Genomic DNA, 23,203 nt, shown 5'->3' with positions numbered 1-23,203 from the left:
CCTGACAAGAGGTTGACCATGCCCCGGACCCCCATCGTCTATCACATCCCGGTCTGTCCGTTCTCGCAACGGCTCGAGATCATGCTGGCGCTGAAAGGCGTGCGCGACGCCGTTTCCTTCCAGGTCGTCGACATCACCAGACCGCGCGACCCGGAACTGCTGGAAAAGACCCGTGGCACCACCGCGCTGCCGGTGCTCGAGATGCCGGGCGGAGAGATCCTCAAGGAAAGCCTGGTGATCCTGCGCTACCTTGACGAGACGGTGGGCGACACGCCGCTGCGCCGCGCCGATCCGCTGGAACATGCGACGGAAAGCATGCTGATCGCCAAGGAAGGCGCCTTCACCATGGCCGGCTACAGCTTCGTGATGAACCAGGATCCCGACCGGCGCGACACGCACGCCGAAAAGATGCGGGGCCTCTACCGCGAGATCGACGATTTCCTGCGCCATGAGGGCAAAGGCGAGGGGCCCTGGCTGTTCGAGGATTTCGGACTGGCCGAAACGGTCTTCACCCCGATGTTCATGCGCTTCTGGTTCCTCGAGTATTACGAGGGCTTCGACGTGCCGGCCACCGCCGAATATGCCCGCGTGCGCGCCTGGCGCGAAGCCTGTCTGGCCCATCCGGCGGCGCAGCAGGTGAGCCGCGAGGAGATCGTGAAACTCTATTACGACTACGCCCTCGGCGCCGGCAACGGCGCCCTGCCCGAGGATCGCAACGTCTCGAGCTTTGCTTTCGAGCCGGCTTGGCCGGACCGGCCCTGGCCGCCGCGCGACAAGTACCTGACCCATGCCAGCGACGCCGAACTGGGGCTGGTGGCGGCCTGACAACGGCCCGCGCCGCCGCTTCCTCTCGCCTTTTTCCGCCGTGCGGCTATCCTTGCGACAAGGAGGACCGACACATGCGCAAACTTCAGGTTCAGGGCGTGCATCACATCACGCTGACCGGGGCCGACCGGCAGACCAGCCTCGATTTCTGGGAGGGCGTGCTGGGCATGCCCTTCATCTTCGATCAGCCCAACCTCGACAATCCCGACGAGGGCCACCTTTATTTTGATCCCGGCGACGGGCGGTTGATCACCATCTTTACCAACGAGGCCCGCACGCCGGTTCACCGGCGCACGCCCACCGATCCCGGCTGCGTGCACCACCTGGCGTTCAACGTCTCCAAGGCGACCTTTTCGCAGACCATCGACCGGCTCGATGCGCGGGGGATCGGCCATTCCGGCGTCAAGGACCGGGGGTTCATGGATTCGATCTACTTCAAGGATCCCCTCGGATTGCTGATCGAGCTGGCCTGTTACCGGTTCGAACCGCCGATGGGCTGTTCCCATGCCGACGTGATGATCGAGGCGCATCGGCGGCGGGTGGCGCAGGGCGATCACCACATCGCCGAAGTGCACCTGGCCGACGCGATCGAAGCGCTGGTCGCGCGGCGCCAGCAGTCTCTGAGCGAGGACCGCTCGGCAAAAGACCCCTACGGCCGGGGCTGACCCCGTCCCCCGACTGACAGGCCCGGTTGCCTCGCCACCCGGTCCCCGCTTTCCCGGCCCGGCGGGCGTCGGCCGGCGGCCTGTCGGCTTATCTCTGCAACCGCTCCACCGCCCAGCGTGCGGCATCCGCGATCTGCGGATCGGCGTCCTCGCACAGCGCCTGCGCCGCCGGCAAGAGCCGCGCCTCGCCGGAATTGCCGATGGCGTAAAGCACGTTGCGCACGAAACGCCCGCGCCCGATCCGCTTGATCGGCGAGCCCGAGAACCGCGCCCGGAACGCCGCATCCTCCAACCCGGCCAGCTCCGCCAGATCCGGCGCCATCAGGTCGTCGCGGGCATGGTATTTCACCTCGGCCGCCCGTTCGGCGAACTTGTTCCAGGGGCAGACCGCAAGACAATCGTCGCAGCCATAGATCCGGTTGCCCAGCAGCGGCCGCAAAGCCGCGTCCACCGGCCCCTTGTGCTCGATCGTCAGGTAGGAAATGCAGCGCCGCGCATCGAGCTGATAGGGCGCCGGAAAGGCTGCGGTCGGACAGATATCGAGACACTTCCGGCACGAGCCGCAATGATCCACCTCGCCCGGGTCCACAGGCAGCTCCAGCGTGGTGAATACCGCTCCGAGAAAGAACCAGGACCCAAGCTGCCGGCTCACCAGGTTGGTGTGCTTGCCCTGCCAGCCCAGCCCCGCCGCCTGCCCCAGCGCCTTTTCCGGCACCGGCGCGGTATCGACAAAGACCTTCACCTCGGCCGGCGGATCGGTGTCGGCCTCGGCGATCAGCCAGCGCGCAAGCCGCTTCAGCCGCTTCTTCACCACGTCATGGTAATCGCGATGCTGCGCATAGACCGAGATCGCCGCCCGGTCGCTCTGCTCAAGCACCGCCAGCGGATCATGCGCCGGCCCGTAATTCTCCGCCAGCATGATCACCGAGCGCGCCTCGGGCCAGAGCGCCGCCGGATCGCCGCGCCAATGGCTGCGCTCGGCCAGCCAGGACATCTGCCCCTGATAGCCCGCCGCGAGAAACCCGGCCAGCCGCTCGGCCACCTCCGGCACCGCCTCCGGCCGACAGATTCGCGCCGCGGAAAACCCCTGGTCCCGCGCCTCGCGCAGCAGTCTGTCCTTCAGCGCATCCATGGCTTCTTCTGTTCAGAAATACCCGCGGGGGTCCGGGGGCAGAGCCCCCGAAACCGCCGAGGCCCGATCTCAGAAATCGAGGTCATTGTAATGCCGCGGCGGCGGAAATCCGGGCACCTGATCGGCCAGGATGCGGCGAAACGCCGGCCGCGACTTGATCTTGGCATACCAGTCCTTGACCACCGCCGACCGGTTCCAGTCGACGTCGGAGATATAGTCGAGCGACGACAGATGCGCCGCGGCGGCGAAATCCGCCAGCGTCATCACATCGCCGGCCAGCCAGCGCCGGTGGTCGAGCAGCCAGGTCATGTAATCCAGGTGATACTTGATCGCTTTGGCCCCGGCCTTGACGTTCTTGCTGTCGGGAAACCCCTGGCCCTGCACCTTCTTGTTGACCCGCTCGTAGAGCAGCTTCGAGGTCACCTCATGGTGGAACTTGTCGTCGAACCAGGCCACCAGCCGGCGCACCTCATAACGCGCATCGGCGGATTTCGGCATCAGGCTCGGCTCGGGGTACTTCTCCTCCAGCCATTCGCAGATCGCCGCGCTCTCGGCCATGGTCTTGCCGTCGATGCGCAGCACCGGCACCTTGGCGGCCGGATTGCGGCGCAGGAAATCCGGCTCCTGCTCCCAGTAGCGTTCCTCGACCAGCTCGCATTCGATCTTCTTCTCGGCAAGGCTGAGTCGCACCTTGCGGCAGAACGGCGAGAGGGGAACGTGATAAAGCTTGGCCATGAAGGGCAATGTCCTAAGGGGGAAGTGCCCAGCTTCTTTGCCGTGAAACCGGCGCCAGTTCAACCACCCCCGCCCGGATCGGCAACAGCCCGCGGCCCCGGCCGGTTCCCCTTGCGCGCCGAATCCGCTATGGCCGCCGCAGCCTTCACGCCGCAAGGACGCGCCATGATCCTGAGTGTTCTCGACTATGCATCGGTCCTTGTCTTTGCCCTGACCGGGGCGCTGGCGGCCTCGCGGGCGCAGCTCGATATCATCGGTTTCGCCTTTCTCGCCAGCCTGACGGCGGTGGGCGGCGGTACGCTGCGCGATCTGCTGCTCGATCGCAACCCGGTGTTCTGGATCGCCGATCCCGGCATCGTCCCGACCGCCTGCGGCGCGGCCCTGCTGGTGTTCTTCACCGCACACCGGATGGAAAGCCGGCTGCGCTGGCTGCTCTGGCTCGACAGCTTCGCGCTGGCGGTGGCGGTGGCCGCCGGCACCGGGGTGGCGCTGGCGCTGGATCAGCCACCGGTGATCGTGTTGATCATGGGGGTGGCGACGGGCTGTTTCGGCGGGCTGATGCGCGACGTGGTGGCCAACGAGGTGCCGGTGATCCTGCGCCAGGGCGAGCTTTACGCCACCGCCGCGCTGGCCGGTGCCGGCGCCGCGCTGGGGCTGCTGGAGCTGGGTCTCGGCCGCGACGTCGCGCTTCTGGGCTGCGCCGGCGTGACCTGGGCGTTGCGCGCCGGCAGCCTGCGCTGGGGCTGGATGCTGCCGGTCTACAAAAGCCGCCCGCCGCGCGAGAAATAGCGCCCCACCGTCCCGGACCCGATCCGGGACCTCTCCGCCGGTTCGTCGCCCCCGCCCTAAAACGGTTCCGGGCGAAACCCCTCCGGCACCCGGTCGCGACCCTCGAGCACCAGATCCGCCATCACCTCGCCCACCAGCGGCGCCATGCCGAAGCCGATCTTGAACCCGCCGTTGGCGATGAAGGTCCCCGGTCGAAGGGGATGCCCCCCGAGCAGCGGCGCCCGGCTGCGCGCCCGCGGCCGCACCCCGGCCCAGCGCGCCACCACCGGCGCCCCGGCCAGCACCGGAAAGGCCGCCACCGCCCGCGCGATCACCGCCTCGAGCTGATCGTCCACTGCCGCGCCATCGTCGTATTCGCGCTCCGAGGTCGAGCCCACGGCCACCGTGCCGTCGCCATGCGGCACGATATGCAGCGCATCGGCAAAAAGCTGCGGGCGGTCCTGCGCCGCGAATCGCAACAGCGCCGCCTGCCCCTTGACCCCGTTGCCGAGGCTGCGCCCCGCCGCCCGGCTCATCGCCGCGAGATCCTGCATCCCGGTGGCCCAGACCACGGCCCCCCGGTCTTCCCCCTCCGGGGTCACGGTGACCCCGCGCGCCGCCAGCGCCGCCACCAGCGCGGCACAGGCCCGGCGCGGATGCACCCGGGCGCTGAGGCTGTCCTCGACCAGCAATCCCGTCGGCGAGGCCGGGGCCCAATCGCCATAGCCCGCCGCATCGACCACGCGCCACACCGCCTTGCCTTGCCAGAGTTCGGCCGCCGTCCCGGCCCGCTGCCGGGCCAGGTCGACCGCGCGGTCATCGGCCAGGGGCTGCAACCGGCCCGAGCGCAGATAGCCGGGCTCGCGCCCGCCGGCCTCCGCCACCTCGGCCCAGAAACCCTCGGCCATCAGCAGGCTCTCGAACTGGAAGGCCTTCTTGGCGTTCCAGTTTTCCGGCACATGCGGCGCCAGCGCGCCGACGATGCCGCCGGAGGCGCCCGCCGCCGGGCCGAAGGGATCGATCACCCGCACCTTGGCGCCGCGCCGGGCGCAGGCCCAGGCCACTGACAGGCCGAACACGCCCGCCCCCCGCACTGTCACGTCGTCCATTGCATACCCCTCCGTCAGGCTTTAGGCCTCGGGGGAAACCCTTAAGGCAGCCGAAAATGACAGACCAGAGCGCAGAGCTGGAATGGCGCGACGGGCGCGTGCCTGTCTCGACCCGATTCGACGATCCCTATTACTCGCTCGACAATGGCCTGGCCGAGACGCGGCATGTCTTTCTGGCCGGTAACGACCTGCCGGCGCGTTTTGCCGATGGCTTTCACATCGCCGAACTGGGCTTCGGCACCGGGCTGAACCTGCTCTGCGCGCTTTCGGCCTTTCGCGCCGCCGGCCCGCCCGGCCGGCTGCATTTCACCAGTTTCGAGGCCTTCCCGATGCAGGCCGACGACATGATTGCCGCGCAGGCCGGTTTTCCCGAACTGGCCGCGATCGCGGCGGAGCTGGCACCGCAGTGGCAGGCCGGCGCGCGCCACTTCGAGACGCCCGACCTGACCTTCACCCTGGTCCAGGGCGATGCCCGCGAGACCCTGCCGCACTGGTCCGGCAAGGCGGATGCCTGGTTTCTCGACGGGTTTTCGCCGGCCAAAAACCCCGAACTCTGGGGCGAGGCCCTGATGATGCAGGTCGCGCGCCACACCGCCCCTGGCGGCACGGCGGCCACCTATACCGCGGCGGGCCATGTGCGCCGCGCGCTCGCCGCGGGCGGCTTTGCCGTCACCCGCATCCCCGGCTTCGGCCGCAAACGTCACATGACAAGGGCCACCCTATGACCCAGAACGATACGGTGCGCGGCATCTGGCTGATGGTGGCCACCACCTTTGTCTTTGCGGTGCAGGACGGGCTGAGCCGGCATCTCGCCTCGGAATACAATGTCTTCATGGTGGTGATGATCCGCTATTGGTTCTTTGCCGCCTTCGTGATCGCCCTGTCGGCGCGCAAGGCCGGCGGGCTGCGCGATGTGGCGCGCACCGATCAGCCGCTGGTGCAGATCTTCCGCAGCGTGCTGCTGGCGCTGGAGATCTGTGTCATGGTCGCCGCTTTCACCTATCTCGGGCTGGTCGAGAGCCATGCGGTCTTTGTCAGCTATCCGCTGCTGGTCGCCGCGCTCTCGGGCCCGGTGCTGGGCGAACAGGTCGGTTGGCGGCGCTGGTTGGCGATCGCAGTGGGCTTTGTCGGGGTGATGATCATCATCAATCCCGGCGCAGGGGTATTCTCGATCTATGCGCTGATCCCGCTGGCGGCGGCTTCGATGTTCGCGCTCTATTCGCTGCTCAACCGGTATGCCGCACGCCGCGACACCGCCGCCACGTCGTTTTTCTGGACCGGTACGGTGGGCTGCGTGGTGATGACGGCAATCGGCATCTGGTTCTGGGTGCCGATGACCGGGCCCGACTGGATCTGGATGGCAGCGCTCTGCGTGACCGGGGTGACCGGGCATTACACGATGATCAAATGCTACGAGGTTGCCGAAGCCAGCGCGGTGCAGCCCTTTGCCTATCTGCAAATGCCCTTTGCCGTGGCGATCGGCCTGCTGATCTTTGGCGAAAGCCTGCGGGCCTCGGTGGTGGTGGGCGCGGTGCTGATCGTGGGCGCCGGGCTCTTCACCCTGTGGCGCGAACGGCAGAGGATGCGGGTGGCCCGGCGGGTGGCGCCGGTATGAAGCGCGGGCGGTAGGTTGAAAACCCGCCTTACGGCGTTTGGTGCAGGATTGGCCCGGCCCGCGCAACTCGGGCCGCAACTTGCCGCCGAAGGCTCATTCGGGCAGCAGGGTCGATCCCACCAGCTCCTCCGAGAAGGGCACCGGATGCGGATCCTTGCCCAGCCGCGCGCGATAGACCGGCAGGCTCTCTGATACCCGCATGACGTAGTTGCGGGTCTCGTTGAAGGGGATCATCTCGATCCAGTCGACGATGTCGATATCGCCCCGGATCGGATCGCCATAGGCGTTCTTCCAGCTCCGCGGCCGCCCCGGCCCGGCATTGTAGCCGGCCGACATCATGATGACATTGCCGTCGAACTCCTCAGCCAGCCCGCGCAGGTAATCCGCGCCGAGACGGGAGTTGTACAGCCAATCGCCGGTCAGCCGGGACTGGCTGTAATCCAGCCCGACCCGCCGCGCCACGAGTTGCGCCGTCGCCGGCATCACCTGCATCAGCCCGCGCGCGCCGGCGTGGCTGACCACCGAATGGTCGAACTCACTCTCGCGGCGGGCGATGGCCAGCACCATCTCTGTCGGCACCGGATGATCGCGTTTTGCCACCGGATGCACCGCATAATAGGGCGCCGCGATCTCGTGCCCGGCCTGCGCCGCGCGTTTGCCCAGCAGCACGGCGATATGCGGCTGGCCCAGATCCTCGAGCATCTTGCCCATCAGGTGCAGGTTTTCCTCGTCCTGGCTCTCGGCCAGATGGGTCCAGAACCGCTTGGCCAGCCAGCCCTCGCCCGCCGCCAGAAGCAACAGCGCCGCCTCATGCACCCGGGATTTGGTGAATGCGGCCTCGCGCCAGTCCTCGACCGGGCGGAAACCGCCGAGATTGCTGTTGAACGGCAGGCCGCCGCGCTCGGCCGCCAGCAGCCCGTAGAAGCTGGTCTGATAGGCCGCGCCCAGCGCATAGGCGCCCTTGGCGGCATCCTCGTTTCCCAGTGCCTCATAGGCACGCCCCAGCCAATACCCGGCGCGGCCGAGCGAGATCGGCGTAAAGACGTCACCCTTGAAACGGGTGAAATGCGCCAGCGCCCGGCTCGGGTCCTTCTGGAACCGCAGGGCGAGATAGCCCGAGAGCCATTCCAGCTCGGCGAAATTGCGGCCGGTCACGGTGTAATGCGAGGCGGCGATGCGATAGGCCAGCACCGGATCGCCGTCGCGCATGGCGCGATGCGCCAGCGTGTGGCGTCGGCGCGCCCAGTGCTCGGGCTCACCCAGGCTCTCGGCACTGGTCGAACGGTCGAGCAGCAGTGAAATGGCACTGTCGCGCAGCCCCTTGGCCATCCGCCATTCAAACCGCTCATAGGCCAGACCCGGATCATCGGCCAGCACCGCCGGCACGGCGGCGATCAGCGGATCGGGATTGCCATTGCGCGCGCGCAGCGCCATCCGCGCGGTGGCGAGCTTTTGCCAGCCCTCGGAGACCAGGGGCAGCATCCGCGTGGCGTTGATCTCCCAGCCTTCCCAGAGCGCCCGGTCGAGACGCGCCTCGTGATGCGGCTTGAGCAGGCTGCCATATCGGTCGAGAAACCGCGCCTGTTCGCTGTCGGACAGCGCCAGGGTCAGCCACGCCTTGACGATGCCGGCCTGCGCCGCGCCGGTTTCGCCGCTGGCCTCCAGTGCCTCGGCATGGGCCAGCGCGCCGGTGCCGGTCTGGGGCTCCTGCTCCTTGAAAAAGGCGAGGCGCGCCGCGACCGAGGCCCCGGCCATGGCGTCTTCGGATTTCTCGCGCAGATAGGGCAGGCCGGGCCAGTCGCCGCTGCGGGCGAGAAATTCCATCACCTCGCCCGAGCTGCCGCTGCCGCTGCGCAGAAAGTGCCACATGATGACATCGCGCGCCGGCGAACCTTCGGGGCCGGCAAGGCGAAGGGCCTCGTCCCAGCGGCCATCGCGCATCGCGGCGAGCCCGGCCTTGAAGCCCGGATCGGCCGCAGGCACGCGCAGCCCGAGCGGCTCTGTATCCAGCCCCTTCGGCCTGACCCTGGGGCGCAGCCCGGCGAGGTCTTCTTCCAGCTCTTCCAGCGGCTCGGGCACGGCGGCATCCTCACCCGCCGCGATCGCTTCGGGTTCGGCGGCGGGCAGCCCGTCCTCGGCCTCGGCGGCGGGTTCGGCATCGCCCTGCGCACCAGAGCTTCTGGCCCGCGGGCGCAGGCTTGTCGTCAGGTCGACAGCGGCCCCGGTATCAGAGGTTTGCTGAGCGGGCACCGGCGAAGCGGCCAGTGCCAGAAGGCATAAAAGCGCACGCATCATCACTTGCAATTTCTGTTCTGAAAAGGAATAGACACGATCCAGAAGATAACCCGTCCGCCGCATCCTTCAACTCACGATGCTGACACTGGCGGACATGCGGCGCGCCCTCGGGGCGGGCCTGTTGACAGAAAAGGAGCGTCACCATGTTCAAAGGGTCCATGCCAGCCCTGGTCACGCCGTTCAAGAACGGCGCGGTCGATCTGGAGACGCTGCGAAAACTTGTGGACTGGCATGTCGATCAGGGCAGCCATGGTCTGGTCCCGGTCGGCACCACCGGCGAAAGCCCCACCCTGACCCATGGCGAGCACGAGCTGGTCGTGTCGGAAGTGGTCAAGGCCGCCGCCGGCCGCATCCCGGTGATTGCCGGCGCCGGATCGAACAACACCACCGAAGCGATTCGTCTGATGGCCCATGCCAAATCGGTCGGCGCCGATGCGGGCCTCGTGGTGACCCCCTATTACAACAAGCCGACGCAGGCCGGGCTGATCGCGCATTTCACCGCCATCACCGAGGCCGTCGACCTGCCGATCATCATCTACAACATCCCGCCGCGTTCGGTGATCGACATGCTGCCCGCTACCATGGGCGAGCTGGCGAAACTGAAGAACATCATCGGCGTCAAGGACGCCACCGGCGATCTCGCCCGGGTCTCGGCCCAGCGCATCACCTGTGGCGCCGATTTCCTTCAGATCTCGGGCGAGGATGCCACCGCGCATGGTTTCAACGCCCAGGGCGGCGTCGGTTGCATCTCGGTCACCGCCAATGTGGCGCCGGCGTTGTCCAGCGCCTTGCAGAACGCCTGTCTGGCCGGCGATTACGCCAAGGCGTTGGAAATCCAGGACCGACTGATGCCGCTGCACCAGGCAATCTTTGCCGAACCGGGGCTCTGCGGCGTGAAATACGCGATGTCGCGGCTTGGGCTCTGCGAAAACGAGGTGCGGCTGCCGCTCCTGCCGGTCAGCGAGCCGACCCGCGCCCTGATCGACGCCGGGCTGCGCCAAGCCGGTCTGACCGGCTGAGGCTCTGACCGCTGCGGAATTGAAAGGCCCGGCCGCGAGGGATCGCGCCGGGCCTTTTTCGTGCTGCAATACGGCCCCGGGGCCGCGCCGGTCATTGCGTCTCCAGCCCCTCGGGCTGGCCCACCACCACGAAATGCAGGGCCTCGGGGTCGTAAAGCTCGGCGGCCACCCGGTTGACCTCGTCCAGCGTGAGCGCCTCGACCAGCGCATTGCGCTCGGTCACATACTCCGGCCCCAGACCGTCCATCTGCATGCCGATCAGAATATTGGCGATCGGCCCGTTGCCATCAAAGCGCAGCGGATAGGCCCCGGTCAGATAGGTCTTGGCCGCTGCCAGCTCCTCGGCCGTCAGACCGTCCTGCCCCAGCTTGGCCCATTCCTCGCGGATCACCGCAATGGTCTCGGCGACGCGGTTGTTGGCCGAGGCGACCGAGCCCATCACCAGCGCCGCGTGATCCTTGGGCACCAGATAGGAATAGACGCCATAGGTCAGACCGCGCTTTTCACGCACCTCGGACATCAGCCGGCTGGTCAGCCCGCTGCCGCCGAAGACCTCGTTGATCACATAGGCGGCGAGGAAATCCGGGTGATCGCGTTCCAGCCCCCGGTGCCCGAAAAGAACCACCGATTGCGGCGTGTCGAAGGGCTCGACCGTCAAGCCGCCCTCGAGCAGGAAGGGCGCCGTGCCGGGCAGGGGCGCACCGGTTTCGGGCAAGTCACCCAACAGCTCATCGAGCAAGGCCGACAGCTCCTCGGCCGAGATGTCGCCCACCGCGCTGACATAGACCCGGTCGCGCGCAAAGGCCGCCGCATGCGCCGCGACGATATCCTCGCGGCTCAGCGCCATCACGCTGTCGCGGGTGCCATCAAGCGAGGTGGCATAGGGGTGATCGCCAAACGCCAGCCGGTCGAAAGTGCGGCCGGCAATCTTATCGGGGTCGGACAGGTCCGAGGCCAGCCCGGACAGCACCTGCGCCTTGACCCGGTCGATGGCCACCTGGTTGAACGCCGGCGCTACCAGAGAGCCGCGCAGCAGCGCCATGGCCGCGTCAGTGGTGTCGGTCAGGAACTTGGCCGACACCGAAATCGTGTCGTCGAACGTGTCGTAATCGAAGGACGCCGCCAGGCTTTCGAGTTCGCGGGCAAAGGCCCGCGCATCCATCTCGCCGGTGCCTTCCTCGAGCAGGCCGACCATCAGATTGGTCGCCCCGCGCTTGTCCGGCGCATCGAGCGAGCCGCCGCCCTTGAAGCGCAGTTCGAGCGCGACAAAGGGGATCGACGGCTCTTCGACCAGCCAGGCCGAGATGCCGCCGGGGGTGGTGACCTCCTGGATCTCGATCTCGGCACGGGCCGGCAGCGCGGCCATCACCAGCGCGGCGGCGGCAAAGGCCCATGTTTTCACCAGCGGGGCGTTGAAGAGCGCGGTCATTGGGTCACCTCCTGCGGGCGCATGAGCCAGCTTGTCACGCTGGCCTTGTCGTCGAACACCTCGCGCGCGGCGGCAAGGATATCCTCTTCGGTCACCGCCGCCACGATTTCTGGCCAGGCGTGCACATCCTCGACCGTCAGCCCCGAGGTCAGCGCCCGACCATATTGATTGGCCACCCGCTCGACATTGTCGCGGGCGTAGATCCGGCTGGCCTCGAACTGCCGCTTGATCCGGTCCAGCTGTTCGGTGTCGACGCCTTCCTCGAGAAACTCGGCCACCGCCGCATCAAGCGCCGTTTCCGCCGCCTCGAGGCTCACGCCCTCGACCGGCACCACAACCAGCGAGAACGTCGTGTCATCCAGCGAGACGCCGCCATATCCGGCACCCGCATAGACCACAAGCTTCTGGTCGAATTGCAGCTTTTCGTTCAGCACCGAGGTCTGGCCGCCGCCCAGCACTTCGGAGAGCAGCATCAGCGCCGCCGCCTTTTCCTGGGCGCCGGGGTCCCGTTCGGGCGCCAGGTAGGTGCGGATCACATAGGGCTGGGCCACCCGCGGGTCTTCGAACACCAACCGCCGCGGTGCGGTCTGCGGCGGCTCTTGCGGGCGGTCGCGCGGCGCCAGATCGGGATTGGCCGCAATCGGGCCGTAATGCTCTTTGGCCAGCGCCAGAACCTCGTCGGGCGTGACGTCGCCGGCCACGATCAGCAGCGCATTGTTGGGGGCGTAGTTGGTCTGGTAATACTCCAGCGCCGCCTCGAGATCGAGGCCCACCATCTCGTGCCGCCAGCCGATGATCGGCACGCCGTAGCGGTGATTGAGATATTGCGCCGCGCGGGCCTGCTCGCGCATCAGCGCCGCCGGGTCGTTCTCGGTGCGCATGTTGCGCTCTTCGATGATCACCTCGCGCTCGGTGCGGATTTCCTCGGGGCCAAGCTGAAGGTTGACCATCCGGTCGGCCTCCATCTGCATCATCAGCCCCAGCCGGTCGGCGGCGACGCGCTGGTAATATCCGGTCTGATCGTAGCTGGTAAAGGCATTGTCGGTGCCGCCGTTCTCGGCCACCACGCGGCTGAGCTCGCCCGGGGCCATGTTCTTGGTGCCCTGAAACAGCAGATGCTCGAGAAAATGCGCCACGCCAGAAACCCCCGGCGTCTCATCGGCGCTGCCGGCGCGATACCACAGCATGTGGACCACCACCGGCGCGCGGTGATCCTCGATCACCACCACCTCGAGGCCATTGTCCAGCGTCGCGGTGGTCACCTGATCTTCGATCGACGTCTGGGCCAATGCGGCCCCGGCCCAGAGCAGGGCGATCCCGGCGGCGAACGCGCGCAGGCTGGGGGTCAGTCGGTCAAACGGGGGTGCGGACATGTGGCTCTCCTGAATGGGTGTCAGGCCTTACTAATGGCCGCTCCCCCCCGGAGTTCAAGAAAAACCGCGTGACAGTTGCGTGAGCCGGCTCAGCCGCCCACGCGATTGTCGTTCCGCTCTTCCGTCGGATCGGCGGCGGGGGTTCTGACCCCGGCCCGGCGGAACAGGCGCAGCACCTCATAGGGGTCGATCGCAAAGCGTTCGTAGGCGTCGTAATACTTGTCTTCGCGCATCAGCTGCCAGGTGAACCGCGAGGCCCGCTTGCGAAACTCCAGGTCTTCGGCGGCAAGCTGGGCGCGGATCCCCGGCTGCACGCCGTTGCGGGCGGCATAGCTCACCAGCGCGCCATCGCCGGCTGCCGCGCCCGCGGCCCGCGGCGCCACGCGGGCGCCATCGCCGCCCAGCGCCGCGACGGCATCGGCCTCGGGCGTCGGATCGGTGCGGTTGGCCGCGCCCGGTGTCGGCGGCGGCAGCGCGTCAAAGCTCTCCGGCGTCTGCAACGGCTTGGGCGGGACGATGGCAAATTCTTCCGGGCCGTCGCCGCGCACCCGCAGCTCGTGCAGGGTGATGTCACGCTCGCCACATGCCGCCAGCCCGAGGGCCAACGCCAGCAAAACGCACCGCTTTGCAATTGGCGAGACTGTCATGCGTATTCACTCCACCTGCTCACGCGCCCAGACTTAACGGATTGTTCCAGAGAGGTCACGTGCCCTTTTTCCGCTTTGGCGAGCCCTTGCCGCTGCCCGATCCGGGAAACAGCACCAGCCCGAAGGCGCCGGCAAAGATCGCGATATCGGCGACGTTGAAGGCATAGGGATTCTCGATGCCACAACACGACATGTTGAGAAAATCCGCCACCGCGCCATACAGCACCCGGTCGAGCACATTGCCCAGCGCGCCGCCGATCAGGAGGCCGGCCGCAATCCGGCCGGTCCGTCCCGGAGGATCGCGCCAGACCCAGACCAGCACGAACCCGACGATCAGCAGCGCGATGGCGATGAGCACCATCCGCGCCGCATCGGAATGGCCGGAAAACAGGCCGAAATTGATGCCCGAATTCCACGCCATCCGCAGATTGACGAAGGGCGGCAGCACGTCGATCTCGCCCAGGGTGCGCAGATCGAGCAGATGCACGACAACGATCTTGCTGACCTGATCCAGCAGAAACACCCAGAAGGCTGCCCAGAACACCGTTCGCATCTGCCCGCTCCTGCCCTTAGTGCCGGAAGTGGCGCATGCCGGTAAAGACCATCGCCAGCCCGGCCTCGTCGGCCGCGGCGATCACCTCGTCATCGCGCATCGAGCCGCCCGGCTGGATCACGCAGGTCGCGCCCGCCGCCGCCGCTTCCATCAGCCCGTCGGGGAAGGGAAAGAAGGCATCCGACGCCACGGCGGAGCCCTGGGTCAGCGGCGTGTCGAGGCCCAGCGCCTCGGCCATGCGCTCGGCTTTCTTCGCTGCGATCAGCGCCGAATCCACCCGGCTCATCTGGCCGGCGCCAACCCCAACGGTGGCACCATCCTTGACATAGACGATGGCGTTCGACTTGACGTGTTTCGCCACTTTCCAGGCAAACAGCAGGTCGCGCATCTGTTCGTCGGTCGGCGCGACCTTGGTCACCACCTTGAGGTCATCGAGCCCGACAAAGCCCACGTCCTTGTCCTGCATCAGGAAGCCGCCGGCCACCTGCCGCAGGGTCTGGCCGCCGGCGCGCACATCCGGCAGGCCCTCGGTGGTCAGCAGACGCAGGTTCTTCTTCTCTTTGAAAATACGCATTGCGCCGTCCGAGGCGCCAGGCGCAATCACCACTTCGGTAAAGATGCCGGTGATTTCCCGTGCGGTCTCCTCGTCGAGCGGCCGGTTGAAGGCGACGATGCCGCCAAAGGCCGAGGTGCGGTCGCAGTCGAAGGCCGCCTTATAAGCTTCGAGCAGCGTCGCGCCCTTGGCCACGCCGCAGGGGTTGGCGTGCTTGATGATGGCGCAGGCCGCGCCGTCCTCGGGGGCGAACTCCGCCACCAGCTCGAAGGCCGCATCGGTATCGTTGATGTTGTTGTAGGACAGCTCCTTGCCCTGATGCTGCACGGCGGTGGCGACGCCGGGGCGGCCGGTGCCATCCGTGTAGAAAGCCGCCTGCTGGTGCGGGTTCTCGCCATAACGCAGGGTCTGCTTGACCTCGCCGGCCACCGCGCGGCGGCGTGGCGCGGCGGCGCCCAGCGCCCCGGCCATCCAGGAGGAAACGGCGGCATCATAGGCGCCGGTGCGGGCATAGGCGATCTGCGCCAGACGCTGGCGGAAACCATAGGAGGTCGCGCCGGAGTTGGCGTCCAGCTCTTGCAGCAGCCCTTCGTAATCCTGCACATCCACCACCGTGGTCACAAAACCGTGGTTCTTGGCCGCGGCGCGGATCATCGCCGGGCCGCCAATGTCGATGTTCTCGATGCAGGTGTCGTAATCGGCCCCCTTGGCCACGGTCTCCTCGAAGGGATAGAGGTTGACCACCAGCAGATCGATGCCGCCGATGCCATGCTCTTTCATTGCCGCCACGTGCGCGTCATTGTCGCGCAGCGCCAGCAACCCGCCATGCACCATCGGATGCAGCGTCTTTACCCGGCCATCCATCATCTCGGGGAAGCCGGTCACCTCGGCCACGTCGCGGACCTCGAGGCCGGCCTCGCGCAGCGCCCTGGCGGAGCCGCCGGTCGACAGAAGCTCGACCCCGCGTTCGGCAAGGGCACGCCCCAGATCGGTCAGGCCGGTCTTGTCGGAAACTGAGAGAAGCGCGCGCCGGATCGGCACGAGGCGGGTGTCATCGGTCATATCGTCAGGGTCCTGCGGTCAGCTGTCAAAATCGTAGTCTTCGTCGTCGGTGGTCAGGTCGCGCACCGCCACGGCAGTGTCATGCGCCTTGGCCAGAGACCAGCGAATGCGCGTCGCATACTCCATTGCCCGGTGAGATAAAACGATCTGTTTCGTCGCGCGGGGCCGCAAACGCCCCATTTCGAGATAGACCGAGGGTTCCAGCGTCATTTCCAGCCCGCCTTCGTGGCGAAACACCCAGACCTCGCCCGAGCGCAGCGCCAGCGAGACCGCCATGCCGCCCATGTCGACCTCGGCATCGACATCGGGATGCAGGTGAAACCGCACATGATAGGGAATGCCCGATTTGCCAGCCGCGTGACGCACCCGGTCGAATCGCTTCCGGTCGGAGGATTTCAGCGCCAGCAGCATGTCCTCGCCCACCAGCCCGCGGCCATCGAAGGTCAGCTCGAGGATGCGGGCATGGGTCAGGCCATGGGTGTCGACATAGCCGTCATGCCCGGCCTCGAGCTTGAGCCCGTCAGAGGCATGGCCGATCTCGACCGGCACCTCCTCCGGCGCATCTTCCAGCATCTCGCGTCGCGCGCCGGCCACCCGGCCCTCGCGGCCCAGCCGGGCGCTGGAATAGCCTTCGAGCGCCAGGGTGCTGTGCGACGGCGTGGCGCGGCCGGCGCGGCGCCAATCCTCTCCGAAATGCGCGCCAGAGCCGCAGGAGACAATCAGCGGCCGCCGCCCCGAGGTCAGCTCGAAGGCCAGCGTCGAGGCATGGGCGTTGAACGAGGCCGCGCCCTCGGGCGGCGGGCTGGCATCAACAATCACCGAGGTGCGGCCCGCCGAGAGCCGGGCAAAGCCCATCGCCAGCCCCTGCGCGCCCTTGCGCACCCCCGAGGCCGAAAGCGCCTGGTCGAGCCGCCCGTCCAGCCCCCGCCCGCCGCCATGAAACCGCGCCAGCCCGCCGTCGCTGTGGCGCAGGGCGCGCAGGGTGGGGGCGATGCGGGTGATCGCGGTCTGGTGCTCGGGGGCCACCGGATTGCCGGTCTCCTCCAGCGCCGCGGCGGCCCAGGTGAGCAGGGTGAAAACCTCGAGCAGCTCTTCGGGATTGCGGGTCGGAATGCCGCCCTGGTCGTCGATCTGCCCGGCGCATTCCCGCGCCAGCGCCGCCGTGGCCGATCCCACGTGGCGCTCCATCCCGCTCAGCGACAGCCCGGCATAGAGCAGCCCGGTCAGCGCCTCGAACCGCGGCAGCCCCGGCGCCGCCTTGTGCCAGCGCCGCCCGAGAAACCGGGTCTGATGCGCCAGCGACTGGAAATAGGCCGCCGACTGCGCCGGCTCCAGCGCGCGCAGCAGAAAGATCGCATGATGGGTCCAGCGGATCAGCCGGCGGCCGGTCAGATCCGGCGTCCAGCCCGGCCCGCTGCCGCGCCCGTAACGGTCGATCCAGCCCCAGAGCCAGTCCTGCGCCACCGTCCGCGCCCGCAGATCGCCCACCGCCGCCAGATCGTCGAGCCAGCCAAAGCCGTGGATCTGTTCGAGGAAGGCCTGATCGGGCGGGTCGAGATCCCAGAGCATGGCGCCCTTCGCCTCGATCAGATGGCCGGCGAACATCAGGTTGCCGGCGATCAGCTGCCGGCCCCGGTTGAAGCTGCCGATGGTGCGCGGTTCGGGCTGCGACACGAACGCCGTCGCCGCGCGCGCCCGCGCGGCCAGCCGCGCATGAACGCGGTGCATCAGGCGCGTCTGTCGCGCCGACCAGCTTTCGTACTCGGACATCTGCACTGCCTCTGGCGCACTTGGCGTGCGTTATATGAGGCCGAGCATAGCCGTGCCGCGGCACAAAGTCACCTTTGAAAACACCCGCCGCGACCGGCAGCGGCCGGGTTATCCCCGGGTCAGGCAGGCCATGTAGAACCCGTCCATGCCGCCGCGCTCGGCCCAGTAATCCGGCCGCAGCCGCAGCCCGCCGTCGTCGCTGCGCCAGTCCGGCGCCACCCCCGGCAGATCGAAGGCTCCGGGCATCACCCGCAGGCCCTCATGCCGCGCCAGCGCCGCCTCGATCTGGCATTCCCCCTCGTCGGGCAGCAGCGAACAGGTGCAATACAGCAGCCGCCCGCCCGGCTTCAGCAGGGTCAGCGCATGGTCCAGCAGCGCTGCCTGAAGCTCGATCAGCCCGCCGATCGCCTCGCCGCGCTGCACCAGCGGCAGATCGGGATGCCGCCGGATGGTGCCGGTGGCCGAACAGGGCGCATCAAGCACCACCGCATCGAACGGCCCGCCCGCGAAGGCCAGCGCATCCGCCGTCACCACCGCGGCGCTCAGCCCGGTGCGCGCCAAGTTCTCGTGCACCCGCGCCAGCCGCCCCTCGGAAATGTCCAGCGCCGTGACATCGGCGCCCCCGGCGGCCAGTTGCAGGGTCTTGCCCCCGGGGGCGGCGCACATGTCGAGCACGCTCAGCCCCGCAACCTCTCCCAGCCCCCGGACCGGCAGGGCGGCGGCGGCATCCTGCACCCACCAGTCGCCGCGCTCGAAGCCCGGCAGGGCCGAGACCTGCCCCGGCGCCGTCAGCCGGACCGAGCCGGTCGGCAGCAGCGCCCCGCCCAGCCGCGCGGCCCATTCCCGGGCGTCGGATTTCACCGTCAGATCGAGCGGCGCGCCGGCAAAATGCACCGCTTCCATCGCCGCCACGGTGGCGCCGCCCCAGGCCTCGGCCAGGGGCTGGCGCAACCACTTCGGCAGATGCGGCACCCGCAGCTCGGCCCATTTCGCCGGCCCCTCGAGCGCCACCTTGCGCAGCACCGCATTGACCATGCCGCCATAGGCCGCGGTCCGCTTGCCGCGCCGCACATGCGCCACCGCCTCGTTCACCACCCCATGGGCATCGCCGCCCTGGCAGAGCTCGACCGTGGCCAGCCGCAGCACGTTACGCACCGCCAGCGGCGGCATCTTGCGCAGATAGGGCTTCACGACGCGGTCCGCCTTTTCCAGCCCGCGCAGCGTTTCCAGCGCCAGCCGCTGCGCCCGCGCCCGCTCGGCCGGATCGAGCCGCAGATGCTGCGCCGTGCCGGTCAGTTCCGACAGAAGCCGCCCCTCGGCCAGAACCTGCCCCAGAAGCCAGAGCGCTCCCGCACGTGCCGTTGCTGCCATCCGCGACCTCCAGACCGCTTGCCCATGTGAAGCCCCGGCGTATATCTGGGAGGACGAAAAGAGGAAAGCCCGATGGACCAGACCGAAGCGCAACGCCGCGCCGCCCTGCCCGATGCCGCCCGCCGCGCCCTGGAAGAGGCCGATGCCCGCCGCATCGAACAGGCCGGCCGGACGCCCCTGCCCACCGAACTCGGCGGCCGCGACGGCCCCGAACCCGTGCGCTACGGCGACTGGGAGAAAAAGGGCCTCGCCATCGATTTCTGAGCCTGCGGGCTTCCTCTTGCCGGAAATACCCTCGGGGGAGGCGCCGCCAGGCGCCGGGGGCAGCGCCCCCTGCCCCGCGTCCGCCCGGCCGAACCGCCTAGTCCCGCAGCCCCAGCACGTCGATCATGTCGTATTCCCCCGGCGCCTTGTCCTGGCCCCAGAGCGCCGCCTTCAGCGCGCCACGGGCAAAGACCGAGCGGTCCGAGGCCACATGCCGCAGGGTGATCCGCTCGCCGGCGGCGGCGAACATCACGTCATGCTCGCCGACGATATCGCCGCCGCGAATCACCGCGAAACCGATGTCGCCCGTCTGCCGTGCGCCGGTGATGCCGTCGCGGCCGCGGTCGGCGACATCCGCCAGCGCGACGCCGCGGCCCCGGGCCGCCGCCTCGCCCAGCATCAGCGCGGTGCCAGAGGGCGCGTCGACCTTGCGGTTGTGATGCGCCTCGATCACCTCGATGTCATACTCCGCGTCCAGCGCCCGCGCCACCTTCTCCGTCAGCAGCGTCAGCAGGTTGACCCCGAGGCTCATGTTGCCGGCCCGCACGATCACCGCATGGCGCGCCGCCGCCTGGATCTTGGCCAGGTGCTGCTCTTCCATGCCGGTGGTGCCGATCACGTGGCACAGCCGCGCCTGCGCCGCCAGATGGGCGAATTCCACCGTCGCCGCCGGCGCGGTGAAATCGATCACCGCCTGGGCCTCGGCAAAGACCGAGAGCGCATCGTCGGTCACCGTCACCCCCAGCGCTGCGCCGCCCATGGCCTCGCCGACGTCGCGCCCCACCCAGTCGTGGCCCTTGCGTTCGACCGCGCCGGCCAGCCGCATCCGGTCGTTTTCGCTCACGCTGCGGATCAGCATCTGGCCCATCCGGCCGGATGCGCCGGTGATCACAATGCCGGGAAGGGGTGCGCTCATGTCTCTGATCTCCTGTGCTTGCCCCCACATACCGCCTGCCGCCCGACTTGGCAAAGCCCGCGCGAAAGCGTATCTGCCAGATATGGCTAAGAACAAGATACCAGACGGTCAGGGCGCCTCGCAGCGCCAGCTTCGGGTCGGCGAGCTGATCCGCCGGACCCTTTCCGAGCTTCTGATGCGCGGCGAGGTGCATGACCCCGATCTCAACCGCGTGTCGATCACCGTGGGCGAGGTGCGCATGTCACCCGACCTGCGCATCGCCACCGCCTATGTCTGCCCCTTGGGCGGCCAGGGCGGCGAGGACGTCGTGGCGCTTCTGGCGCGCAACAAGGGCGAGATTCGCCGGTTGGTCAACAAGCAGCTGACCATCAAGTTTTCGCCCGACCTGCGGTTCCGGCTGGATGACACCTTCGACCGGCTCGAAGACACCCGCCGGATGTTCGCCCAGGAAAACGTCCGGCGCGACCTGGACGAATGAGGCTGCGCGGCGGACTGACAGCCCTGCTGCTTCTGGTGGCGGCGCCGGCCATGGCGGTGACCTGTTCGGACGAGCGGTACGAAGGCAACCGGTTCACTGTCTGCAAGGTGAGCCCCGGCGAGGAGGAGTTGCGGCTCTACCGCGCCGATGAGGCCGGCGCGCCTTATGGCACCTTTGCCAATCTCGAACGCGCGGTGCAGGCCGAGGGCAAGCAGCTGCGCTTTGCCACCAACGGCGGCATGTACCACGACGACCGCGCCCCGGTGGGCCATTACATCGAGGAGGGCGAGGAAGAGATGCGGGTGATCGCCAACGAGGGCCCCGGCAATTTCGGCCTGCTGCCGAATGGCGTGCTCTGCCTGCGCCCGGGCCGCGCCGATGTGATCGAGACCCGCAGATATCTCGATCAGGCGCCCGATTGCCGCTATGCCACGCAATCCGGCCCGATGCTGGTGATCGATGGCGACTTGCACCCCGATTTCCTGCCCGACGGCACCTCGCGTTATATCCGCAACGGCGTCGGCACCTCCGGGGACGGGAAAACCGCCTATTTCGTGATTTCCAACAACACCGTGACCTTCTGGGAATTCGCCAGCTTCTTCCGCGACGTGCTCGGCGTGCCGCAGGCGCTGTTTCTCGATGGCAATGTCTCGCGGTTGCATGCCCCCGACATCGGCCGCAGCGATCTGGGCTTTCCGATGGGGCCGATCATCGCCGTGGTGGTGCCCGACCCCTGAGCTCCGAACCCGGGCGCCCGCGCCGGCCTAACGCAGCGCGGTCACCACATGGCCGCGGATCGGCGCCGTCACCGGCCCCGACCCGTAGCGCGCGGCAATCCGCGCCTGCGCCTGTGCCGTCGCCTCTTCGAGCCGTGACGGGTCGCGCGCCTCAATCTCGGTTCTCAGCGGCGTGCCCTGGCAAAAGGCCACCGCCGGCTCCCGGGCCGAGGCTGCCCGGCTCTCGCCGGCGATCGTGTCGACCGCGATATCGGCAAAACCCGCCGCCCGGAGATCGGATAGGATGCCGGCCGGATCGTGATAGCCATACGGCGTGCGGGCCAGGAAATCCGGCGGATCCTCGGGAAAGACCTCGGCCACCGCCTGGGCCACACAATCAGCGAAACCGTTTTCGGCGATTTTGTCCCAGGTGCTGAAGATATAGCGCCCGCCGGGCCGCAGCACACGGCGCGCCTCGCGGTGGCCGGCGATGCGGTCGGCGAAGAACATCACCCCGAACTGGCAGCAGACCACATCGAAGCTCGCGTCGCCGAAGGGCATGTCGAGCGCATCCGCCGGTTGCCAGTGCACACCCTTGCCCTCGGGCTGCCGCGCGGCGGCCCGCGCCAGCATCGGCGGGTTGAGATCGGAGGCGACATAACGTGTGGTCGCCGCCAGTTGCGGCGCCAGCACCCGCGTGACCACACCGCTGCCCGCCGCCGTCTCGAGCACGTCTTTCGGCGCCAGCGCCGCCACCCGCTGCGCCATGTCCTCGGCATGCGCCTCGAAGATCAGCGGCACCAGCCAGGCGTCGTAGATCTCGGGGATCGATCCGGCAAAATCCGTGTCACCTCCCGCCATCAGAGCCCTCGCAAATATGGCAGGGCTCCAATCTAGCACAGAACCGCCGCGCGCTCGGGTTTTTCTTGCGCCCTATTGACGGCTGCGCCGGCGTTTTCTATCCCGCCCGCTCTGATCACACATCGCGGGGACATCATGGCACGCAGACGCAAGGGGCGCGACATTTCCGGCTGGCTGGTGGTGGACAAGCCCGCGGGCCCCACTTCGACCGCCGTCGTCAACAAGGTGCGCTGGGCGTTTCAGGCCAAGAAGGCGGGCCACGCCGGCACGCTCGACCCCGAGGCGACCGGCCTGCTGGCGGTGGCGCTGGGCGAGGCCACCAAGACGGTTCCCTATGTCACCGACGCGATGAAGGCCTATGAATTTACCGTGCGCTGGGGGGCCGCAACCAACACCGATGACGCCGAGGGCGAGGTGATCGAGACCTCGGACAGCCGCCCCAGCGACGACGAGATCAAGGCCGCTCTGGGCCAGTTCGTCGGAGATATCGAGCAGGTGCCGCCAAAATTCTCGGCGGTGAAGATCGACGGCGAACGGGCCTACAAGCTGGCCCGCGACGGCGCGGATGTCGAAATCGCGGCGCGGCCCCTCTGGGTCGAGGAGCTGCTGCTGGTCGACCGACCGGATGCCGACACCGCGGTGCTGGAAATGACCTGCGGCAAGGGCGGCTATGTGCGCGCCATTGCCCGCGATCTGGGCCGGGTGCTGGGCTGTCTCGGCCATGTGGTCACCCTGCGGCGGATCTGGTCGGGGCCGTTCGATCTTGAAACTGCGGTGGCATTGGACCGGGTCGAGGAACTGGCACAGACGCCCGAGCTCGACGCCCTGCTGCTGCCCCTGGAAACCGGTCTTGGCGATCTGCCCGAGCTGCATTGCGGTGTCGAATCCGCCACCCGGCTGCGCAATGGCAACCCGGCCGAGGTGACCGGCGGCGGCGATGTCGAATTTGGCGAGACCGCCTGGGTCAGCCATCAGGGCACGCCGGTGGCCGTTGGCGAATACCGCGGCGGCAAGCTGCAACCCTCGCGCGTGTTTGTCACTGGCTAG

Annotated in this window: 23 protein-coding genes; 10 read left to right on the top strand and 13 right to left on the bottom strand. The window is 68.1% G+C overall.

Annotated elements, in window-relative coordinates; genetic code table 11:
- Positions 1-18 precede the first annotated feature (18 nt).
- Positions 19-825: a glutathione S-transferase family protein gene (locus BMW90_RS21595; RefSeq protein ID WP_074839123.1), complete on the top strand. Its 807-nt coding sequence runs from the start codon at positions 19-21 to the stop codon at positions 823-825.
- Positions 826-899: 74 nt separating this feature from the next.
- On the top strand, positions 900-1,490 hold the full coding sequence (locus BMW90_RS21590) for a VOC family protein (protein WP_074839121.1): 591 nt from the start codon (positions 900-902) through the stop codon (positions 1,488-1,490).
- Positions 1,491-1,578: 88 nt separating this feature from the next.
- Here BMW90_RS21590 and queG read toward each other — a convergent pair whose 3' ends face one another.
- Positions 1,579-2,622, bottom strand: a complete 1,044-nt coding sequence (queG, locus tag BMW90_RS21585; RefSeq protein ID WP_074839118.1) for a tRNA epoxyqueuosine(34) reductase QueG — start codon at positions 2,620-2,622, stop codon at positions 1,579-1,581.
- A gap of 69 nt (positions 2,623-2,691) precedes the next feature.
- Complete coding sequence (gene fzlA / locus BMW90_RS21580) at positions 2,692-3,357, bottom strand: FtsZ-binding protein FzlA (protein WP_048533403.1); 666 nt, start codon at positions 3,355-3,357, stop codon at positions 2,692-2,694.
- A 165-nt stretch (positions 3,358-3,522) separates the two neighbouring features.
- Here fzlA and BMW90_RS21575 point away from each other — a divergent pair, with 165 nt between their 5' ends.
- A complete protein-coding gene (locus BMW90_RS21575; protein ID WP_048533404.1) occupies positions 3,523-4,146 on the top strand; it encodes a trimeric intracellular cation channel family protein in 624 nt (207 codons plus the stop codon).
- 56 nt (positions 4,147-4,202) lie between these two features.
- Here BMW90_RS21575 and BMW90_RS21570 read toward each other — a convergent pair whose 3' ends face one another.
- Positions 4,203-5,234 (bottom strand): NAD(P)/FAD-dependent oxidoreductase, encoded by a 1,032-nt coding sequence (locus BMW90_RS21570; RefSeq protein ID WP_074839116.1) that lies wholly within the window; start codon positions 5,232-5,234, stop codon positions 4,203-4,205.
- A 56-nt stretch (positions 5,235-5,290) separates the two neighbouring features.
- Here BMW90_RS21570 and mnmD point away from each other — a divergent pair, with 56 nt between their 5' ends.
- Both mnmD and BMW90_RS21560 read left to right on the top strand, forming a co-directional pair.
- On the top strand, positions 5,291-5,959 hold the full coding sequence (gene mnmD / locus BMW90_RS21565; RefSeq protein WP_074839114.1) for a tRNA (5-methylaminomethyl-2-thiouridine)(34)-methyltransferase MnmC2: 669 nt from the start codon (positions 5,291-5,293) through the stop codon (positions 5,957-5,959).
- The gene (locus tag BMW90_RS21560; protein ID WP_074839112.1) at positions 5,956-6,849 is read left to right on the top strand and encodes a DMT family transporter; all 894 of its coding nucleotides are present in this window, start codon (positions 5,956-5,958) and stop codon (positions 6,847-6,849) included. Before mnmD ends, BMW90_RS21560 begins: the two co-directional genes overlap by 4 nt.
- A 93-nt stretch (positions 6,850-6,942) precedes the next feature.
- Here BMW90_RS21560 and BMW90_RS21555 read toward each other — a convergent pair whose 3' ends face one another.
- Entirely contained in the window at positions 6,943-9,144 is a 2,202-nt protein-coding gene (locus tag BMW90_RS21555; RefSeq protein WP_244526571.1) for a lytic transglycosylase domain-containing protein, read from the bottom strand.
- A gap of 143 nt (positions 9,145-9,287) precedes the next feature.
- On the opposite strand from BMW90_RS21555, the gene dapA reads away from it, so the two are divergent.
- Complete coding sequence (gene dapA, locus BMW90_RS21550) at positions 9,288-10,163, top strand: 4-hydroxy-tetrahydrodipicolinate synthase (RefSeq protein WP_074839109.1); 876 nt, start codon at positions 9,288-9,290, stop codon at positions 10,161-10,163.
- 91 nt (positions 10,164-10,254) lie between these two features.
- On the opposite strand, the gene BMW90_RS21545 is transcribed toward dapA, so the two are convergent.
- From BMW90_RS21545 to BMW90_RS21515, 7 genes are all read right to left on the bottom strand, one after another.
- Complete coding sequence (locus BMW90_RS21545) at positions 10,255-11,592, bottom strand: M16 family metallopeptidase (protein WP_074839106.1); 1,338 nt, start codon at positions 11,590-11,592, stop codon at positions 10,255-10,257.
- Positions 11,589-12,965: a M16 family metallopeptidase gene (locus BMW90_RS21540; protein ID WP_074839104.1), complete on the bottom strand. Its 1,377-nt coding sequence runs from the start codon at positions 12,963-12,965 to the stop codon at positions 11,589-11,591. Before BMW90_RS21540 ends, BMW90_RS21545 begins: the two co-directional genes overlap by 4 nt.
- Before the next feature lie 89 nt (positions 12,966-13,054).
- A complete protein-coding gene (locus tag BMW90_RS21535; RefSeq protein ID WP_074839102.1) occupies positions 13,055-13,612 on the bottom strand; it encodes a DUF3035 domain-containing protein in 558 nt (185 codons plus the stop codon).
- A 55-nt stretch (positions 13,613-13,667) separates the two neighbouring features.
- Positions 13,668-14,165, bottom strand: a complete 498-nt coding sequence (gene lspA, locus BMW90_RS21530; RefSeq protein WP_074839099.1) for a signal peptidase II — start codon at positions 14,163-14,165, stop codon at positions 13,668-13,670.
- 16 nt (positions 14,166-14,181) lie between these two features.
- The gene (gene purH, locus BMW90_RS21525) at positions 14,182-15,780 is read right to left on the bottom strand and encodes a bifunctional phosphoribosylaminoimidazolecarboxamide formyltransferase/IMP cyclohydrolase (RefSeq protein WP_048533412.1); all 1,599 of its coding nucleotides are present in this window, start codon (positions 15,778-15,780) and stop codon (positions 14,182-14,184) included.
- Positions 15,781-15,798: 18 nt separating this feature from the next.
- Positions 15,799-17,550, bottom strand: a complete 1,752-nt coding sequence (locus BMW90_RS21520) for a heparinase II/III family protein (RefSeq protein WP_048533413.1) — start codon at positions 17,548-17,550, stop codon at positions 15,799-15,801.
- A gap of 108 nt (positions 17,551-17,658) precedes the next feature.
- Positions 17,659-18,921, bottom strand: a complete 1,263-nt coding sequence (locus tag BMW90_RS21515) for an RsmB/NOP family class I SAM-dependent RNA methyltransferase (protein ID WP_074839097.1) — start codon at positions 18,919-18,921, stop codon at positions 17,659-17,661.
- Between the two features lie 72 nt (positions 18,922-18,993).
- Between BMW90_RS21515 and BMW90_RS21510 the strand changes: the two genes are divergently transcribed.
- Positions 18,994-19,185, top strand: a complete 192-nt coding sequence (locus tag BMW90_RS21510) for a DUF1674 domain-containing protein (RefSeq protein WP_074839094.1) — start codon at positions 18,994-18,996, stop codon at positions 19,183-19,185.
- A gap of 97 nt (positions 19,186-19,282) precedes the next feature.
- Here the strand turns inward: BMW90_RS21510 and dapB are convergent, their stop codons facing one another.
- Entirely contained in the window at positions 19,283-20,101 is an 819-nt protein-coding gene (gene dapB / locus BMW90_RS21505; protein ID WP_074839090.1) for a 4-hydroxy-tetrahydrodipicolinate reductase, read from the bottom strand.
- Between the two features lie 82 nt (positions 20,102-20,183).
- On the opposite strand from dapB, the gene rbfA reads away from it, so the two are divergent.
- Positions 20,184-20,579 carry a 30S ribosome-binding factor RbfA gene (gene rbfA, locus BMW90_RS21500; RefSeq protein ID WP_074839088.1) on the top strand — a complete coding sequence of 132 codons (396 nt, stop codon included), beginning with the start codon at positions 20,184-20,186 and terminating at the stop codon, positions 20,577-20,579.
- Entirely contained in the window at positions 20,576-21,316 is a 741-nt protein-coding gene (locus tag BMW90_RS21495) for a phosphodiester glycosidase family protein (protein WP_074839085.1), read from the top strand. Before rbfA ends, BMW90_RS21495 begins: the two co-directional genes overlap by 4 nt.
- Before the next feature lie 27 nt (positions 21,317-21,343).
- On the opposite strand, the gene BMW90_RS21490 is transcribed toward BMW90_RS21495, so the two are convergent.
- Positions 21,344-22,156, bottom strand: coding sequence for a class I SAM-dependent methyltransferase (locus BMW90_RS21490; protein WP_074839082.1), 813 nt, complete (start codon positions 22,154-22,156; stop codon positions 21,344-21,346).
- Positions 22,157-22,291: 135 nt separating this feature from the next.
- Here BMW90_RS21490 and truB point away from each other — a divergent pair, with 135 nt between their 5' ends.
- On the top strand, positions 22,292-23,203 hold the full coding sequence (gene truB / locus BMW90_RS21485) for a tRNA pseudouridine(55) synthase TruB (RefSeq protein WP_074839079.1): 912 nt from the start codon (positions 22,292-22,294) through the stop codon (positions 23,201-23,203).

Origin of the sequence: Marinovum algicola (assembly GCF_900109145.1) — a bacterium.
In the GTDB taxonomy this organism is placed as follows: domain Bacteria; phylum Pseudomonadota; class Alphaproteobacteria; order Rhodobacterales; family Rhodobacteraceae; genus Marinovum; species Marinovum algicola.
Note: the sequence above shows the minus strand (reverse complement) of the source record. Positions and strands in the feature narration are given on the sequence as shown.

What these genes read in the sequence shown, in the direction of transcription:
- BMW90_RS21595 (WP_074839123.1), top strand. Translation starts at nt 19, where the DNA reads ATGCCCCGGACCCCCATCGTCTATCACATCCCGGTCTGTCCGTTCTCG.
- BMW90_RS21590 (WP_074839121.1), top strand. Translation starts at nt 900, where the DNA reads ATGCGCAAACTTCAGGTTCAGGGCGTGCATCACATCACGCTGACCGGG.
- queG (WP_074839118.1), bottom strand. Translation starts at nt 2,622, where the DNA reads ATGGATGCGCTGAAGGACAGACTGCTGCGCGAGGCGCGGGACCAGGGG.
- fzlA (WP_048533403.1), bottom strand. Translation starts at nt 3,357, where the DNA reads ATGGCCAAGCTTTATCACGTTCCCCTCTCGCCGTTCTGCCGCAAGGTG.
- BMW90_RS21575 (WP_048533404.1), top strand. Translation starts at nt 3,523, where the DNA reads ATGATCCTGAGTGTTCTCGACTATGCATCGGTCCTTGTCTTTGCCCTG.
- BMW90_RS21570 (WP_074839116.1), bottom strand. Translation starts at nt 5,234, where the DNA reads ATGGACGACGTGACAGTGCGGGGGGCGGGCGTGTTCGGCCTGTCAGTG.
- mnmD (WP_074839114.1), top strand. Translation starts at nt 5,291, where the DNA reads ATGACAGACCAGAGCGCAGAGCTGGAATGGCGCGACGGGCGCGTGCCT.
- BMW90_RS21560 (WP_074839112.1), top strand. Translation starts at nt 5,956, where the DNA reads ATGACCCAGAACGATACGGTGCGCGGCATCTGGCTGATGGTGGCCACC.
- BMW90_RS21555 (WP_244526571.1), bottom strand. Translation starts at nt 9,144, where the DNA reads ATGATGCGTGCGCTTTTATGCCTTCTGGCACTGGCCGCTTCGCCGGTG.
- dapA (WP_074839109.1), top strand. Translation starts at nt 9,288, where the DNA reads ATGTTCAAAGGGTCCATGCCAGCCCTGGTCACGCCGTTCAAGAACGGC.
- BMW90_RS21545 (WP_074839106.1), bottom strand. Translation starts at nt 11,592, where the DNA reads ATGACCGCGCTCTTCAACGCCCCGCTGGTGAAAACATGGGCCTTTGCC.
- BMW90_RS21540 (WP_074839104.1), bottom strand. Translation starts at nt 12,965, where the DNA reads ATGTCCGCACCCCCGTTTGACCGACTGACCCCCAGCCTGCGCGCGTTC.
- BMW90_RS21535 (WP_074839102.1), bottom strand. Translation starts at nt 13,612, where the DNA reads ATGACAGTCTCGCCAATTGCAAAGCGGTGCGTTTTGCTGGCGTTGGCC.
- lspA (WP_074839099.1), bottom strand. Translation starts at nt 14,165, where the DNA reads ATGCGAACGGTGTTCTGGGCAGCCTTCTGGGTGTTTCTGCTGGATCAG.
- purH (WP_048533412.1), bottom strand. Translation starts at nt 15,780, where the DNA reads ATGACCGATGACACCCGCCTCGTGCCGATCCGGCGCGCGCTTCTCTCA.
- BMW90_RS21520 (WP_048533413.1), bottom strand. Translation starts at nt 17,550, where the DNA reads ATGTCCGAGTACGAAAGCTGGTCGGCGCGACAGACGCGCCTGATGCAC.
- BMW90_RS21515 (WP_074839097.1), bottom strand. Translation starts at nt 18,921, where the DNA reads ATGGCAGCAACGGCACGTGCGGGAGCGCTCTGGCTTCTGGGGCAGGTT.
- BMW90_RS21510 (WP_074839094.1), top strand. Translation starts at nt 18,994, where the DNA reads ATGGACCAGACCGAAGCGCAACGCCGCGCCGCCCTGCCCGATGCCGCC.
- dapB (WP_074839090.1), bottom strand. Translation starts at nt 20,101, where the DNA reads ATGAGCGCACCCCTTCCCGGCATTGTGATCACCGGCGCATCCGGCCGG.
- rbfA (WP_074839088.1), top strand. Translation starts at nt 20,184, where the DNA reads ATGGCTAAGAACAAGATACCAGACGGTCAGGGCGCCTCGCAGCGCCAG.
- BMW90_RS21495 (WP_074839085.1), top strand. Translation starts at nt 20,576, where the DNA reads ATGAGGCTGCGCGGCGGACTGACAGCCCTGCTGCTTCTGGTGGCGGCG.
- BMW90_RS21490 (WP_074839082.1), bottom strand. Translation starts at nt 22,156, where the DNA reads ATGGCGGGAGGTGACACGGATTTTGCCGGATCGATCCCCGAGATCTAC.
- truB (WP_074839079.1), top strand. Translation starts at nt 22,292, where the DNA reads ATGGCACGCAGACGCAAGGGGCGCGACATTTCCGGCTGGCTGGTGGTG.